General features: G+C 61.1%; 13 protein-coding genes. 8 read left to right on the forward strand and 5 right to left on the reverse strand.

What is annotated here, in order from left to right; translation table 11 throughout:
• The first annotated feature begins 249 nt into the window (after positions 1 to 249).
• A complete protein-coding gene (locus tag QD172_RS01405; RefSeq protein ID WP_279854644.1) occupies positions 250 to 3,426 on the forward strand; it encodes an EAL domain-containing protein in 3,177 nt (1,058 codons plus the stop codon).
• A 180-nt stretch (positions 3,427 to 3,606) separates the two neighbouring features.
• Here QD172_RS01405 and QD172_RS01410 read toward each other — a convergent pair whose 3' ends face one another.
• Positions 3,607 to 4,047, reverse strand: coding sequence for a phosphotyrosine protein phosphatase (locus tag QD172_RS01410; RefSeq protein ID WP_077375822.1), 441 nt, complete (start codon positions 4,045 to 4,047; stop codon positions 3,607 to 3,609).
• A gap of 346 nt (positions 4,048 to 4,393) precedes the next feature.
• Here QD172_RS01410 and QD172_RS01415 point away from each other — a divergent pair, with 346 nt between their 5' ends.
• Positions 4,394 to 5,776, forward strand: a complete 1,383-nt coding sequence (locus QD172_RS01415) for an NAD-dependent succinate-semialdehyde dehydrogenase (protein ID WP_279854645.1) — start codon at positions 4,394 to 4,396, stop codon at positions 5,774 to 5,776.
• A gap of 187 nt (positions 5,777 to 5,963) precedes the next feature.
• Here the strand turns inward: QD172_RS01415 and QD172_RS01420 are convergent, their stop codons facing one another.
• Complete coding sequence (locus tag QD172_RS01420; RefSeq protein WP_240704330.1) at positions 5,964 to 6,803, reverse strand: cation diffusion facilitator family transporter; 840 nt, start codon at positions 6,801 to 6,803, stop codon at positions 5,964 to 5,966.
• A 410-nt stretch (positions 6,804 to 7,213) separates the two neighbouring features.
• On the opposite strand from QD172_RS01420, the gene QD172_RS01425 reads away from it, so the two are divergent.
• The 3 genes from QD172_RS01425 (at position 7,214) to QD172_RS01435 (ending at position 10,027) form a co-directional block, all read left to right on the forward strand.
• Positions 7,214 to 8,143 (forward strand): DMT family transporter, encoded by a 930-nt coding sequence (locus tag QD172_RS01425; RefSeq protein ID WP_279854646.1) that lies wholly within the window; start codon positions 7,214 to 7,216, stop codon positions 8,141 to 8,143.
• A 94-nt stretch (positions 8,144 to 8,237) separates the two neighbouring features.
• On the forward strand, positions 8,238 to 9,344 hold the full coding sequence (locus QD172_RS01430) for an endonuclease/exonuclease/phosphatase family protein (RefSeq protein WP_136939351.1): 1,107 nt from the start codon (positions 8,238 to 8,240) through the stop codon (positions 9,342 to 9,344).
• Between the two features lie 182 nt (positions 9,345 to 9,526).
• Entirely contained in the window at positions 9,527 to 10,027 is a 501-nt protein-coding gene (locus tag QD172_RS01435) for a DUF1456 family protein (RefSeq protein WP_077377281.1), read from the forward strand.
• A 107-nt stretch (positions 10,028 to 10,134) separates the two neighbouring features.
• On the opposite strand, the gene QD172_RS01440 is transcribed toward QD172_RS01435, so the two are convergent.
• Together QD172_RS01440 and QD172_RS01445 are read right to left on the reverse strand one after the other, a co-directional pair.
• Positions 10,135 to 10,998 carry a PA4780 family RIO1-like protein kinase gene (locus QD172_RS01440; RefSeq protein WP_084208521.1) on the reverse strand — a complete coding sequence of 288 codons (864 nt, stop codon included), beginning with the start codon at positions 10,996 to 10,998 and terminating at the stop codon, positions 10,135 to 10,137.
• A 150-nt stretch (positions 10,999 to 11,148) separates the two neighbouring features.
• Positions 11,149 to 12,219 (reverse strand): NAD(P)-dependent alcohol dehydrogenase, encoded by a 1,071-nt coding sequence (locus QD172_RS01445; RefSeq protein WP_176503909.1) that lies wholly within the window; start codon positions 12,217 to 12,219, stop codon positions 11,149 to 11,151.
• A gap of 18 nt (positions 12,220 to 12,237) precedes the next feature.
• Here QD172_RS01445 and QD172_RS01450 point away from each other — a divergent pair, with 18 nt between their 5' ends.
• Both QD172_RS01450 and QD172_RS01455 read left to right on the forward strand, forming a co-directional pair.
• Positions 12,238 to 12,672, forward strand: a complete 435-nt coding sequence (locus QD172_RS01450) for a hypothetical protein (RefSeq protein WP_279854647.1) — start codon at positions 12,238 to 12,240, stop codon at positions 12,670 to 12,672.
• A 418-nt stretch (positions 12,673 to 13,090) separates the two neighbouring features.
• Positions 13,091 to 13,585: an NYN domain-containing protein gene (locus QD172_RS01455; protein ID WP_271302460.1), complete on the forward strand. Its 495-nt coding sequence runs from the start codon at positions 13,091 to 13,093 to the stop codon at positions 13,583 to 13,585.
• A gap of 150 nt (positions 13,586 to 13,735) precedes the next feature.
• Here the strand turns inward: QD172_RS01455 and QD172_RS01460 are convergent, their stop codons facing one another.
• Positions 13,736 to 14,506, reverse strand: a complete 771-nt coding sequence (locus QD172_RS01460; RefSeq protein WP_279854648.1) for a UTRA domain-containing protein — start codon at positions 14,504 to 14,506, stop codon at positions 13,736 to 13,738.
• 574 nt (positions 14,507 to 15,080) lie between these two features.
• Between QD172_RS01460 and QD172_RS01465 the strand changes: the two genes are divergently transcribed.
• Positions 15,081 to 16,169, forward strand: a complete 1,089-nt coding sequence (locus QD172_RS01465; protein ID WP_240704327.1) for an extracellular solute-binding protein — start codon at positions 15,081 to 15,083, stop codon at positions 16,167 to 16,169.
• Positions 16,170 to 16,172: the final 3 nt, after the last annotated feature.

Genomic DNA, 16,172 nt, shown 5'->3' on the forward strand with positions numbered 1-16,172 from the left:
CCAGTCTCCCCCATCAAGGCACTCATCTGACGTGCGGTAAAAGGCCGAATTGTGCCATAGATGCCCAATCACGGCACGGTGATACCGGGCCGTACCCGCCATGGGCGCGACGTGGGCTGCATGGCGCAGCCCTGGATGCACGTCGAAAGCCCGGCAGTGGCGGCAACGCTGCCTTATGGTAGTGTTCTGACTCGACTGAACCGCCACCTTCTCCGGCAAGGACACGCCTACGCGATGCCAGAATCCTTGATGCTTGATACTTCCATCACTTCGGAATGGGTCGAGACACTTCGACGCGAAGAGGACCATCAGGCCCGCATGCTGCTGGAGCTGGCAGCGGATCTCGCCGGGACTCCCCTCGCCTTGATCAGCTTGCGCAACGCGCGTCATCTCAAGCGTTGGGTAAGCCTGGACGACAGCATTCCCGATACCCTTCCGCTGCACGATAGCCTGTGTGGTCTGGCCGTCATCAAGGGAAGGCCTCTGGTGACGCGCGATGCCTATCAGCATGCTGAACTGCGCGATACCTGTTCAGTGAAGGGGGATGGCATACGCTTCTATATCGGACTGCCACTGCATGATGCCACTGGCGCTGTGGTCGGATGCATGAGCATGTTCGACACCTCTCCACGCCAGTCGCTGCCCGACGATGACACCCTGGCGCGGCTTGATCAGCTCGCTGGAATGATCAGCGAGGCGCTGAAGCGCCTCATGCAGAGTGCCCAGCTCAGTGCAGCCTTGCGCGACAGCTATACCCGCGCCAACTGGATACTGCGCAGCATTTCCGATGGCATCATCGAATGGCAGCTAGGCAATGAACGCCTGACGATATCGCCACGCCTGGAAATGCAGCTGGGCTACAGCGCCGGAACCCTGGACAGCCGACTCGAGGCGCTGCATGAAAGAGTCGCCCCCGAGATGCGCGAAGAGTTCCAGGCGCTTCTCGCGATACAGCGACTGCAGGAAACCCCGTTCAGCATTGAACTGCGCATCCGCACCCGCCAGGGAGACTACCGCTGGTTCAAGTTGCGTGCGCAGTTCCAGGTGCGTGATGACGCGCCCTATCGTTTCATCGGCTCTCTGCTCGACATCCATCAGCAGCACATGGCCGCCGTGGCACAGGCCGACAAGCTATGTCGCTACGAACGTCAGCAGGCCGTGCTGATACGACTCGGCAACGCCCACCATGCCGAGGGCGCTCGGCTCGAAGATCTGATGCCATGGATCTGCCAGCAGGTGGCGGATGCCCTGCAGGTACGCAAGGTCAGTTTCTGGAAGATGAATCCCGAGGGAACCCGGCTGTCACTGAGTCATGTACACGACGGTGAACTGCCTGCCCCGCACGATGCGACCTCTCGGGCATACCCCCGAGAGCTGTGTGACAGCCAGCTGGGAGAGTATTTCACCGCCCTGAAATCCGAGCGCATCCTGGCGATCAGCGATACCCAGCAGGCCAGCAGTGGGCTGTTGTTCAATGGCTATTTCAGCACGGACCTCCAGGCAATTCTCGATAGCCCCGTGCGCATCTCCGGCAAGATTCGCGGGGTGATCTGTTGCACGGAGTGTGGCGGTCCACGCGAATGGGCGGAGGATGAGCTCGCCTTCCTGAGCTCGGCCTGTGATCACGTCTCACAGCTTGCCACCGAGCTTGAGCGTCACGCGACCCAGGAGCGACTGCGTGCCAGCGAGCGTCGCTATCGCGCCACCTTCGAGCACTCCGCCGTCGGGATGGCGCACATGTCCAAGGCGGGCCAGTTGTTGAGGGTCAACCAGCGACTCGAGGACATCCTCGGCTACCCGAGCACCACGCTCGAGGGCTGCTATATCCGCGAACTGATCGAGCCGGAAGACCTGGCATCGCTGCAACGACGCCACCTTGCCTTGATCGAGGGCGGTATCAGTCACTTCACCCAACGCTGCCGCTTCCTTCATGCACGGGGCAACACGGTGCATGCCGACGTCAGCGTCTCCTCCGTCGATACCACCCCGGTGCAGGACGGCTATACGCTGGTCGCTCTGGTCGACAAGACCCATAGTCACACCATGTCCCAGCGACTGATCCATGAAGCCAACCATGACAGCCTGACAGGGCTTCTGAACCGCGCCGCCTTCCGTCGCAGATTGACGCAGTTCTGTGACGTCGTGCGCGAGGACCACTCGCAACATTGCCTGGCCTATATCGATCTTGATCAATTCAAGGTCGTCAATGATACCTGCGGACATTCCGCGGGCGATGCCCTGTTGATCCAGCTAGTTGACGTCATCGGCAATGATCTGCGCCCACAGGATCTTCTGGCACGTCTCGGGGGCGACGAATTCGGTCTGTTGATGCCCGGCATGACATTGGACGAAGCGGAACCACTGCTGGAGCGACTGCGCCAGAGCGTGGCCAATTTCCGATTCATGTGGGACGACAAGCTGTTCAGCGTCAGCGCCAGCATCGGCCTGGTCAGCATCAGCAACGGCCAGAGTGATCCGCATCATCTGCTCAGCGCTGCCGATGCCGCCTGTTATGAAGCGAAGGACGCTGGGCGCAACCGGGTGCATCGCCATAGCGTGAGCGGAGACGAAGTCACTCAGCGGATGGAGGAAATGCACTGGGTCGCCGAAATCACCGCTGCGGTGGAAGCGCAACGTCTCGTGCTCTATCACCAGCCCATCGCCAGCACACGCACCAGGCCGGGCACCCCTGATGAGCAGCACTATGAGGTGCTGGTGCGCATGCTGGGGCGTGACGGCAGCATCATCGCCCCCGGGGCCTTCCTGCCCGCGGCAGAGCGTTATGGGCTGGCTGCCACCATCGATGAATACGTCATCCGGCATTATCTGGCCTGGCTGCAGTCGCAACCTGCCCACCTGGCCAGCCTGACACGGGTGTCGCTCAACCTCTCGGGTCACTCCATCAGCAGTCCCAATTTCCGCGACATGCTGGTCAGCCTGGTACGTGACAGCGGGATTCCCGGCCACAAGCTGTGCTTCGAGATTACGGAAAGCGTGGCCATCACTCGCCTGGGCGATGCTCGCACCTTCTTCGATACCCTGGGAGAGTTGGGATGCTACTTCGCACTGGATGATTTTGGCAGCGGCGTATCGTCCTTCGGGTATCTCAAGAGCCTGCCGGTGAATTATCTCAAGATCGATGGTGCCTTCATTCGTGACATGGACACCAATCGTGTCTCCTACGCCATCGCGCGCGCCATCGCCGAGGTGGCCCGCGAAATGGGCATGCAGACCATCGCGGAATTCGTTGGCAGCCAGGAGGTACTGGCATGCGTGACGTCCATCGGGGTCGACCACGTCCAGGGCTATGCCATCGGCAAGCCTTCACCGCTGGTGGCAGAGAACTCGACGCAGGCTCACAAGGCTTGCGTGATGACGTCGCAAGGCATCGCCAACAACCGCCCGGGGACGCAGCTCACATCTTGAGCGACGATAGCGATCACGCTGTGGTCCTTTCGATATCATGTGGCAGCCCTCGGCACGGCCACTCTCTCGTGAAAGCGGAGTCTGGACGAACCTATAAAAGAGACTGACTGCATGGCAATCAGTCTCTTCGTCAGGGTTGTATAGTTGCTTGATCAGATATCAGCAAGAATTAGACCTTGGTTACGACAGTTTCTTGACCCACAGCGCCGCAGCGTCCACGAGTTTCTGGTGCGCGTGCCGGAAGGCCTCTTCACTCTTGCGATAGGGATCCGGAATCTCTTCGCCCTGCCCCCCCGCCAGCCAGCGGCCGAACATCATCGTCTTGCCACTGACTTGCGGTGCCATCTGGTTGATGGCACGACGATGACCATCGCTCATGACCAGAATCAGATCCGCCGCCGTCAACATCTCGACCGATACCTGCCGCGCACGATGCCCATCAACCTCCAGACCGGACTCGAGAGCGAATCTAGCCGCCGTGGGTTCGACAGGATGATCGACCAATGCGCCCACACCCGCCGAGTGAACCGTCTTGCCCGGCAACGCTTGCTTCAGCAGTGCCTCACCGACCGGACTGCGACAGATATTGCCGGTACACACCACCAGAATATTGTTGAACACGCTGACTTCCTCTTCCTTGTGACGCTTGCACTCATGTCGATGGCCCGGGGGGGAGATGCTTACCCGCGTCCGGACACCAGAGGGCCATTGTCGCATGCCGGCAGCCCGTGCGGCAGGCTTGCGAGGCTCGATGGACGCAGCCTGTGACGTTTCAAGGGGGACGCGCGTGCTCGAATGGCAACACTGAGATGACGCCAGATCGATCACCTCGGCTCTTGAAGGTCAGCGACGGCATCTCCAACTCTTGTCGTGTAGCCAATGAGGTGGCTGATCCAAGGTCGATGTCGCTCATGTGATATCTGCCGCTCGGCCACTCGCTGAACCAGCACCCAGATAGGGAGGCAAGATGAGCAACAAGACACTGACCGCGACCAATCCGGCCAATGACAAGGTTCTCAATGAATACGCCACGCTGAGCAAGGACGAGGTTCAGCAGAAACTGGAACATACGCGCAATGCCTATCCGCAATATCGTCAGCTCTCGCTGGAAGAACGTGCGAAACGTCTGCACGCACTGGCAGACCTGATAGATCAGCGCCAGCAGGACATTGCCACCTTGATCGCCCATGAGATGGGCAAGCCGTATCAGCAGGGCATCAGCGAGACGCAGATCTCCTCCAGCATCGCGCGTTTCTACGCCGACAACCTGCCCACGTTGATGGAAACCGAGCAGCGCGACGTCGAGGGTGCCGTCAGAGCGAAGATCGTCAAGGACCCCATCGGCGCAGTGCTGGGCGTGATGCCGTGGAACTATCCGCTCTATCAGGTCATCCGCTTCGCGACCCCGGCACTGGCAGGTGGCAACGTCTGCCTGATGAAGCATGCCTCCAACGTCCCGGGTTGCGCTGAGCTGATCACCCAGCTGTTCCACGAGGCCGGTTTCGAAGATGGCGTCTTCACCTGGCTGCCGGTGGGCTCCGAGATGATCGAAGACATCATCAATGATCCTGTCGTGCAGGGCGTGACCCTCACCGGCAGCGAGGAGGCAGGCCGCAAGGTCGCCGAGCAGGCCGGTGCGGCGCTCAAGCCCAGCGTGCTGGAACTGGGAGGTATTGATCCATTGATCGTGCTGGATGACGCCGACATCGAGCGCGCGGTGGATCTCGCCATCGCCGGACGCTTCGACAATACCGGCCAGAGCTGTGCCGCCTCCAAGCGCTTGATCGTCGACAAGTCGATCGCCGAGGACTTCTCCAGACGTCTGATCGAGAAAGTGAAGGACATGCGCATGGATGACCCGCTCAGCGAAGGGGTCGATATCGGTCCGATGTCACGCAAGGACCTGCGCGATGACCTGCATGATCAGGTGCAGCGTGCCATCAAGGCTGGCGCCAAGCTGGAATGCGGTGGCGAAATTCCGGATCGCGAGGGTGCCTGGTATCCGCCGACGGTGCTGACCAACGTCACCCAGGGCAATCCGGCCTTCAATGAAGAGCTGTTCGGCCCGGTCGCTTCCGTGGTGGTCGCGGACAACGAGGCACATGCCATCGAGCTCGCCAACGACTGCCCCTACGGTCTGGGCAGCACGGTGGTGGCCAAGGACGACGAGCGCGGCGAGCGTGTCTCGCGTCAGCTGGAAGCCGGCATGAGCTTCGTCAATCGCCCGACCACGCCCTTCGCCCAACTGCCCTTCGGCGGTGTCAAAGGCAGCGGCTATGGTCGTGAGCAGAGCGAATATGGCTTCGGTGCCTTCATGAACATCCGCACCGTCTATGTCGCCAAGCATTGAGGTGACACGTCATCGACATCCTTGAGCACTGAGCTCTCGAGGCATCGATGTCGCGACATCAGGCAGCCCATGGGCTGCAATCAACAACGCCCCGCTTTTCAGCGGGGCGTCTTGCGTCAGAAGGCTCCCAAGCTCTGCACGAGCGCAGGCATCACTTGTCCTGCCTGCGTGCCGCCAGCCGTCTCCTTCAACGAGACACGCACCCCTGCAGACAGGCTTCGCCTTCCAGCTGCACCGTGACGTGCGAGATCGCGTGGGTATCGAGCAGATAGGCCTGGACCCGCTCAAGCACCTCGCCGGGAATGCCGGTATCGGCCACCACCACATGCAGGCTGGCAACCGGGGATTGAGGCGTCAGGCCCCACAGATGGAGATCATGCACGCCATCCACTCCCTCCAGTGTCAGCAGACCCGCCTGGATTTCCTCGTGGTCAAGTTGCTCCGGCGTCCCTTCCAGCAAGGTATGCGCCGAGCGTTTCACCAGCGACCAGGCACCGCGCAGTATCAGTACCGCTGCGAGCATCGACAGCAACGGGTCGGCCTGATTCCAGCCGGTGGTCATGATGACCAGCGAGGCAATGATGGCCGCCACCGAACCCAGCAGGTCGCCCATGACATGCAACAGGGCGCCGCGGAGATTGAGATTGTCCTGATCTCCCTTGTGCAATATCCAGAATGCCGCGATGTTGACGACAAGTCCGAGCACGGCAATCGCCAGCATCGGCCCTGCCAGCACCTCAGACGGCAGCCACAGGCGCTTGAGGGCAGCCATCACGATCGCGACTCCGATGACCAGCAATGTCAGGCCATTGACGAACGCGGCGAGCACCTGGAAACGCGCATAGCCGAAGGTCAGCTTGCGAGTCGCCGCGCGATGTCCGAGGCGAAACGCGCCCCACGCCAATGCCAGCGACACGGTATCACTGAGCATATGGCCGGCGTCCGCCAGCAAGGCCAGAGAGCCCGCCACCAGCCCGCCGACGACTTCCGCCAGCATGAACCCGCCGGTCAGCCACATCGCCAGCATGACCCGCCTTTCGCTGTCAGCGGTCACCTCAGGTGCATGGTCATGATGTCCATGACCATGTGAATGACCATGTGAATGGCCGTGGTAATGACCGTGCGAATGACCATGGTGATGACCGTGTGAATGACCATGCACATGCACGTGTCCGGATTCATGCCCATGATCTTTCGATGTCGTGTCCTGCGACGGTGTCGCCATCCAGCCTCCTGACCACCATTCCTGCATTCGTGAAAAGCCGCGAGATCGATCGCTGCAACGCTATCGATTCCCTCTGCATTAGGCTTATCCTGCCACGGAATTCAAGCTCCATTGTTGAATTTGCAAGTTCCGATATATGACAGCACCGCCTGTATCAGCTTGTTAGGATAGAGATCAGACATTCCCATGCCCAAAGGAACCGACGCCACCCCATGAGCACCACTACCGAGACGACGCCTTCCCGCTCGCCTTTCAAGGCCGACCTGTTGCTCCTGCTGGTCACCATCATCGCCGCCGCAGGCTGGATCTTCTCCAAGGAAGCCATGGCCGGGATGCCCCCGCTACTGTTCATCGGCAGCCGCTTCCTGCTGGCAGGCCTCATCCTGGCGATCTTCGACGCTCGCTCGCTGAGACAGCTCTCCACTACTCGCAAGCTGCGCGCCAGTGGAGTCGGCGTCCTGTTTGGCGGTGCCATGGCCTGCTGGTCATTGGGGGTGGCACTGTCCGAGCAGCTCGGCGTGATCGCGTTCATCAACAGTTTCGGGATTCTGATGGTACCGGTGCTCGCCCGCCTGCTGTTCAAGGACAGGCCGCCGATGAGCACCTGGATCGCCCTGCCCACCGCCCTGCTCGGTTTCGCTCTGTTGGGCATGGGACAACCCGGCGCTACGGAAAGCTTTCATATCGAACCGGCACAATGGCTGATCTTCGGGGCTGCCTGCCTGTTTGCCCTGGTGTTCAACTTCAATTCGCGTCTGGTGCGCAATATCCCGGCCCTGCCGCTGACGGCCATCCAGCTGATGACCACCGGCGTCACCTGCCTGGTGCTGTCGGCCATGAGCGAAAGCTGGCCGGCCGGCATCAGTCTCGACATCCTGAGCTGGTTTCTGGCCAGCACTCTGATCGCCAGCACCCTGCGTTTCTTCCTGCAGATTTACGCACAGAGCCTGACTACGCCCAGCCATGCCTCGGTCATCCTGATGCTCGAAGCGGTCTGGGCGGCCCTGATGTCGGCTGCCTGGTTCGGAGAGCGCATGACCCTGATCCAGATGACAGGCTGCGGACTGATCTTCATGGCCCTGCTGATCAATCGCTGGCAATGGATCGCGCGTCTCTGGCGTCAGCGACGGGTTGCCTCGTGAGTAAAGCGTCCTGACTTGAGTGTCAGGCATGTCGCCACCATGTCTGACGCTTGAGCGTTTGATTTCCCGCCCCATTCCTGTCACCGGAGCCCCCATGATCCCCACGCTACTCGGCGTACTCACGCTGCTGATGGCAGCCTTCACCCTGCTGCCACTCACGCGCCTGCGGCATTGGTCCGTCCGCATCATGGACTTTCCCCGCCTGCAGCTGGCGGTACTCTGGGCGGCCCTGCTGGTGGCCGACCTTCTCGTCGGCGAGCTCGCGACAGGGCTGCGGCTGACGCTGGCTTTCATCGCACTGGCAGGGCTCATCTACCAGGCGCAGTGGATCATTCCCTACACCCGGCTCGCCCGCTGTGAATCGGGCGTCGCGCAGCACAGTGATCCCGCACGTCATGTGCGTCTGTTGACCGCCAACGTGCTGACCAGCAACCACGACAGTGACGCCCTGCTGGCGATCGTCAGGCGCGAGCAACCCGACGTTCTCGTCACCCTGGAGTCCGATGGCTGGTGGGAAAGCCGCCTGGATGTCCTGGAGGGAGATGAGCCGGAGCATGGCTACCGGCATACGCTCAAGTGCCCGCTGGACAACCTCTACGGTATGCATGTCTATTCTCGTCTGCCCCTGCACGACGCCAGCATCGACTACCTGGTCGAAGATGACGTGCCCTCGATGCATGCCCATCTGGAGCTCAAGAGCGGCGATCGCATACGCGCTCATTTCCTGCATCCCGCACCGCCCAGCCCGACCGAAAACGAGGAGTCCAGCGAACGAGACGCTGAGCTTGTCATCGTGGCCAAGAGCGTGGCCGAGAGCGAGCAGCCCATCATCGTGACGGGAGATCTCAACGACGTGGCCTGGTCTCGCACCACACGCCTGTTCCGCAAACTGTCCGGCCTGCTGGACCCACGCGTCGGCCGTGGCATGTTCAATACCTTCCATGCCAGCATTCCCTTGCTGCGCTGGCCGTTGGACCACCTCTTCCATAGCCGGCATTTCAGCGTGGTGCGCGTGGCTCGCATGGAAGCCTTCGGCTCCGATCATTTCCCGCTGCTGACGGAGCTGGCACTGACCCCGAACCAGAAGACGAATCACGTCGATGAAAGGCCCGAGCCTGACGCGGAGGATCACGCCGAAGCACGCGAGACCGCGGAAGACGAAGACGTCAGTCATCAGGATGTCCCGACGCCCGGGCGTTGATCACCGAAGGCGGCTAGCGGCTCTGCCTGCCGCCCTGACTCACGCCCTGTCTGCCACCCCGGCCGGGAAGCGCGCCGGGATGGAGCGGCACCCCACCCTGATCTGGTATGCTGCGCGCCATTGACGCCATGCATGGCGCGCCACGCAACTTCAAGACATCCTCAAAGACCGGACCCACGCCCGTGACCAACAACGACATCATCCGTCGCCTGCGCTACGCACTCAATCTCTCCGACAGCGACATGATCAACACCTTCGCCGCCGCCGACCACGAAGTCACCCGCGCCCAGGTCAGTGACTGGCTCAAGCGCGATGACGACGATGCCCAGCAGCGCATCAAGGACATCGATCTGGCCAGCTTCCTCAATGGCCTGATCAACGTGCGCCGGGGCAAGCGCGAGGGTGCTCAGCCCGCACCGGAAAAGCGTCTCGACAACAATCTGATCCTGCGCAAGCTCAAGATCGCCTTCGAGCTCAAGGACGATGACATGCTGGATCTGCTGGCGCTGGCCGGTTTCGAGATGATCACCAAGTCGGAACTGTCCGCCTTCTTCCGCAAGCCGGACCATCGCCACTACCGCGAATGCAAGGACCAGATCCTGCGCAATCTGCTCAAGGGCATCGAGCTGCGTCACCGTCGCCACGACCCGGAGACCGAGCAGCACGCCGTCGACCCCGCCTGAAGCCTCCGCCAGCCAGATACGACAACGCCGCTTCATCGTGAAGCGGCGTTGTCGTGTCTCAAGGCATCATCACCGGGCCTGATGTCCGGCGCCCACCCGTTCAGCATCTAATCATCATCGCCGTCTTCGGCACTCTTCAGACGCGCCTTGCGTTCCTGCTCCTCTTCCATGGCGGCCATGATGTTCTCGAGCAGCGCATCCACGTCCGGTGCCTCGGGGTCATCCTCGAAGAGACCCGTCAGCTCGACATCCGGGTCCATGTCACCGGCCTCGAACAATGCCCATATCTCATCAGCGTAGCGAGTCTGGGCAAGTTCCGGAGCGAACATCGCATAGTAGGCGGTGATGTTGGCGACATCGCGCGCCAGCATGCTCTTGGCATTGTTGTTGGCCGCTGCGTCCACCGCCTGCGGAAGATCGATGATCACCGGGCCGTAGTCATCGACCAGCACATTGAACTCGGACAGATCCCCGTGCACCAGGCCGGCATGCAACATGCGAACGATGTAATGCATCATCAAGGCGTGGTCTTCACGCGCCTGTTCCGCCGACATCGAGACATCATTGAGGCGCGGTGCCACATTGCCATCGTCGTCGGTGACCAGCTCCATCAGCAGCACACCGTCAAAGCAGCCGTATGGCTGAGGCACGCGCACACCGGCATCGGCCAGACGATAGAGGGCATCCACCTCGGCGTTCTGCCAGGCGGCTTCCTGCTGATCGCGTCCGAAACCGGAGCCCTTCTCCATCGCCCGCTGACGACGGCTGTTGCGTACCTTGCGGCCTTCCTGGTAGAGCACGGCCTGCTTGAAGCTGCGCTGGGCAGCATCCTTGTAGACCTTGGCGCAGCGAATCTCTTCTCCGCAGCGCACCACGTAGACCGAGGCTTCCTTGCCACTCATCAAGGGGCGAAGCACTTCATCGACCAGTCCGTCATCTATGAGCGGCTGGATTCTCTTTGGCGTTTTCATCGCGTTCTTATACGCGTTTTCGCCTCGATCGGGAATCACCCCATCACAATTTTGTGACATGACAGACGCGAAAGCCCCCGGCATCCAGAAGGATACCGGGGGCTTTTTTCATGCCACCACACCAGACCTGGCATGGTATGACGACAGGTGTCAGGCGTTCTTCAAGCTCTGCATGTCGATGACAAAGCGGTATTTCACCTTGCCCTGCTGCATGCGCTCCCACGCCTCGTTGATATTCTGGATGTCGATCATCTCGATATCGCAGGTGATGTCATGCTCGGCACAGTAATCGAGCACTTCCTGGGTCTCCGGCATGCCGCCGATCAGCGAGCCCGCCAGCACGCGACGCTTCATGACCAGATTGCCGCCCTGCAGTGCGGGGTCCACCTCCTGTACCAGCCCGACGAGAATATGGGTACCGTCGTACTTCAGGGTATTGAGGTAGGGGTTGAGATCGTGCGGCACCGGTACCGTATCGAGCAGGAAATCGAAGGTTTCGGTCGCGGCGGCCATCTGCTCATCGTCGCTGGACACGATGACGTGATCGACGCCATTCTCGCGCGCTTCCGCTACCTTGGCTTCACTGCGCGTGAACAGGGTGACTTCACAGCCCATCGCCTTGGCGAACTTGATCCCCATGTGGCCCAGGCCACCCATGCCGATCACGCCGACCTTGTCGCCGGACTTCACGCCGTAGTGGCGCAGCGGAGAATAGGTCGTGACACCGGCACACAGCAGCGGCGCAGCCACCGCCGGGTCCAGCTTGTCAGGGATGGACACCACGAAGCGCTCGCTGACGACGATCCTGTCGGAATAGCCGCCTTGCGTGAGGCTGCCATCGTGGCGATCCGGGCTGCCGTAGGTCATGGTCATGCCCTCGAGGCAGTACTGCTCGAGCCCATCGTGACAGGCGCTGCACTCACGGCAGGAATCTACCATGCAGCCGACACCGACCATGTCACCCACCTTGTACTGGCTGACATCATCGCCGACTTGGGTGACTCGCCCGACGATCTCGTGACCCGGCACGATGGGATACTGGGTGAAGCCCCAGTCATTGCGACCGACGTGCAGGTCCGAGTGACAGACACCGCAATACAGGATCTCGATGGCCACATCATCCGGGCGCGGCTGACGACGCTCGAAATTCCATGGCGCCAGATCGGCGGAATCGGACTTGAGTGCGTAGCTTCGGGTGTTGCCGTCAAAGGTGTTCGCCATGCCAGCTCTCCTTGCATCATGAAAAGTATCAACGTGAAGAAGGAGATGTCGCCGCCTGGATCACTTTTCAACGCCCTGACTCACTGCCTGCTGGCATCTCTGTGTTGGTGTGATCGCAACAGCGCCGCTGGTGTATCACGACATCACGAACATATCACGCAGCGAAATCACCACTTCTTAATTACTTCTGACGCGATCAAGCAGGAAAAACGCAGTCGTGTTATCATGCTCTTCCACCCCTCACGTCTCGGAACGGAGTCCCGCATGGCCAACACTCGTACTGCTGCCAAGAAGAAAGCACCCGCTGCTGTTGAAACATCCGCCTCGCTGGAAGCCCAGATGCAAGCCTTCCTCGATCGTGGCGGCAAGGTTGAAGTGATTGAATCCGGCGTTAGCGGTCAGATCATCGGCCACAAGCCGACCAAGCCCTCCAATCCCGCTGCCGGCAACTGATGCTTCCATCAGGCCCAGACTCGGCCTGATCGTGGCAAGCTGTCAGAAGATCGCCAGCCGCTGCTCGCCATGATTGGCAGCGGCCGGTCTCTGCCCTCCTCTCGAGATGGCGCGACCTGGAACAGCTCTGCTTTCAACAGCTCTGCTTTCAACCGATAGCACCAGACAGGTCAGGGTAGACAGATCAGAGCAGACAGGTCAGAGAAAGACAGACCCGCTCTCCTTGCATGGTGTCAGCAGCACAAGCACTCATCGTCGGAGCCAGGCGCAATGCCTGAGTCATCCCGCGACACCTGAACGACTCCCACGCCGCACGCGCCTCCAGTACCTGCCTGCTCTGTTTCAGGCACATCATTCAGCCTTCCGGTCCCTGTGACAGCCAATGTCGAACTCTCCCACGCCCGCAATCCAATCGTCCTTGCTGACATCCGACTCGCCCACGCGCCTCGCCGTCTTCATCGATGTCCAGAATATCTATTACACCACCCGCGACACCTTTGGCCGGCAATTCGATTACCGCCGACTGTGGGCCGAGCTGGAATCCCTGGGCAGCATCACGCATGCCTACGCCTATGCGATTGACCGTGGCGACCCCAAGCAGCAGCAATTCCAGCAACGCCTGCGTGAGATAGGGTTCGAGATCAAGCTCAAACCCTTCATCCAGCGAGGAGATGGCTCGGCCAAGGGTGACTGGGATGTCGGCATCACGATCGATGTGATGGAAGCCGCCCCCGACGTCGACGAGATCATTCTCGCCTCCGGCGATGGTGACTTCGCCCTGCTGCTGGAGCATGTCGCAGCGCGCCATGCCGTCACGACGCGTGTCTACGGTGTCGAGGCACTCACTGCCCTCGCCCTGATGCGCAGCGCTGATCACTTCCGCGAGATAGATGACACGCTGCTGATGCGCTGAGGGCTTGCCCCCACGATGCCCCACGGCCACATCACGCACGCCATTACCACAACGCCCGCAAGCCTTCCCGTCAGAGGAGGACTTGCGGGCGTTTTCGTCGAGTTGAAGGAAAGCCCCGAAGGCTGGTGGCGTATGTCGCCAGATTGCCCTCTAGCGTTGTGGTGCGGCGGATAACGTCAACTCGATGGCATCGTGACGCCAGTGTTCATCATCGCAGTCCACTGCACGGCCATTCTGATCGAAGTTGATCCGCGTGATGCGCTGCGCCGGGCTACCCGGTGCCGCATTCAGGGCGACGGCCGTCTCGGCGTCGAACACGCTGGAGGCCAGCTCGAAGCTCACGCGCCGGATGCGAATGGCGTACTGGTGAAGGTAGAGCGTCGTCAGCGAATGCGCCGAGAGATCGAAATCGAGAATGCCGGGGAAGCAGTCGCGTCGCAGGTGATGACAGACGTGCAGCACCCGCCGGCCATCGATGCGCCGCACTCGCGTGATGCGATAGACCCCGGCGCCCCGTGCAATTCCCAGACGCTGGGCGATCACCTCATCAGCGGGAACTTCCTGAGCGGCCAGCACCTCGGTGGAAGCGACCCGCTGCTGCGACTGCACCATCTCGTGAAAAGGCAGACATGCCAGCAGGTCATACCTGAGGCGCGGCGGCGAGACGAACCAGCCGCGGCGGTTCTCGCGATAGATTCTCCCTTCCGCTTCCAGCTGCAGCAAGGCATCTCGCAAGGTGACTCGTGTGGTGCCGAACCGCTCGATCATCTCACGCTCGGACGGCAGACGCTGCGAGGCATGCAGCGGCGCTGCTTCAAGATGGTTCAGCAGCCTGCCCTTGAGCCCGGTGACGGGCAAATCCGCCGTGCGCGTCAGGGAAGTTGCGTCGTCACCTGTGGGCTCGATCGATGATGAAGGCATGCGAAGTTCCTGAAAGATAACGAAAGAGAGCGATTTCTGGCGAGTCACTTGCATGTCATCCAAGGTGTCCATCATGACAAGGCCCGAGAATCGCGATCGCTGTGGTCTAGTGTAGACGTCGCCAGACGAGTCAGCCCACGCTCGCCAAGCATCATGACACAGGCATGACGATCCGGTGACAGCGCAAGGCCTTCCTATGTGATGAGCGTGAGAATCCGAGGCGGATGCCTAGCACAGGAGCACGCTGTCATGCAGGGAATTGTCAGGAAATCAGCCGGCACCACGCAGCGTTGCGTCAAAACATGTAGCACTGATGGCTGATGGCTCATTGCCACGACACTGACATCACGACACTGACATAGTGACGACACGCGACTGTCACAACCGCTGCGTAAAGTCATGTCAGCCCCGAGACTGAACTAGACCACAGAAATTGAGGTGGCAGGTCTCGAGGAAGACTGCGCAGGACAATAACCAGCTTTGACCCCATCTCGCCTGCCTGCTCGCCTCGGCGACTCGCTGGCCAGGAATGCACTCTCGCATCCGTTGATTACCCCGTCTGGGAGGATTGTCATTGAAGTCGTTCACCGCTACCTCGCCCCGTACCGCCGGCCTGATGGTCTCGGCCCTCATGGCCACCCTGCTGAGCAGCGCCTCCGTCAGTGCCGCTGAAGTGCCGGACGCACTGCTCAAGGCCGCCCAGGCAGAAGGCCGCGTCGACAGCGTCGGCATGCCGGACAGCTGGGCCAACTGGAAAGACACCTGGGCAGACCTCGAGTCGAAGTATTCCATCGCGCACAGCGATACCGACATGAGCTCCGCCGAGGAAGTCGCCAAGTTCAAGGCCGAAGGCGAGAACGCCACGGCAGATATCGGTGACGTGGGCTTCGCCTTCGGCCCCATCGCGGTCAAGCAGGGCGTGACTCAAGCCTACAAGCCGACCACCTGGGACGAGATCCCCGACTGGGCCAAGGATGAAGATGGCGAATGGATGCTGGGCTACACCGGCACCATCTCCCTGATGATCAACAAGACACTCGTCAGTGAAGATCAGCGCCCCGCTTCCTTCGCGGATCTCGCCAATGGCGATTACAAGGTCTCCGTCGGCGCGGTCGGCAAGGCGTCCCAGGCCAACAACGCCATCCTGGCCGCAGCCTTCGCCAATGGCGGCAGCGAGTCAGACCTGACGCCGGGTCTGGAAGTGTTCGCCGAACTGGCCCGCCAGGGACGCCTGTCACTGGCCGAGCCGAGCATCGCCAACCTGGAGAAGGGCGAGGTGGAGGTCGCACTGCTGTGGGACTTCAACGCGCTCAACTATCGCGATCAGATCAACCGCGACACCTTCGAGGTGGTCATCCCCTCGGATGCCTCCGTCACCTCGGGGTACGCCACCATCATCAACAAGCATGCCGCTCACCCGAACGCCGCCAAGCTGGCGCGTGAGTACATCCTGTCAGATGCCGGCCAGCTGAACCTGGCGGCAGGTTACGCCCGCCCGATCCGCGCCGAGCACCTGACCCTGCCGGAAGACATCGCCGCCAAGCTGCTGCCCAACGAGCAGTACGCCAATGCCCGCCCGGTACAGGACTTCGCCGGCTGGGAAGCCAGTGCCCGACAGCTGCCTCGTCAGTGGCAGTCCCAGGTACTGATCCACCAGCAGTGACCC

Source organism: Cobetia sp. 10Alg 146 (assembly GCF_029846385.1).
In the GTDB taxonomy this organism is placed as follows: domain Bacteria; phylum Pseudomonadota; class Gammaproteobacteria; order Pseudomonadales; family Halomonadaceae; genus Cobetia; species Cobetia marina.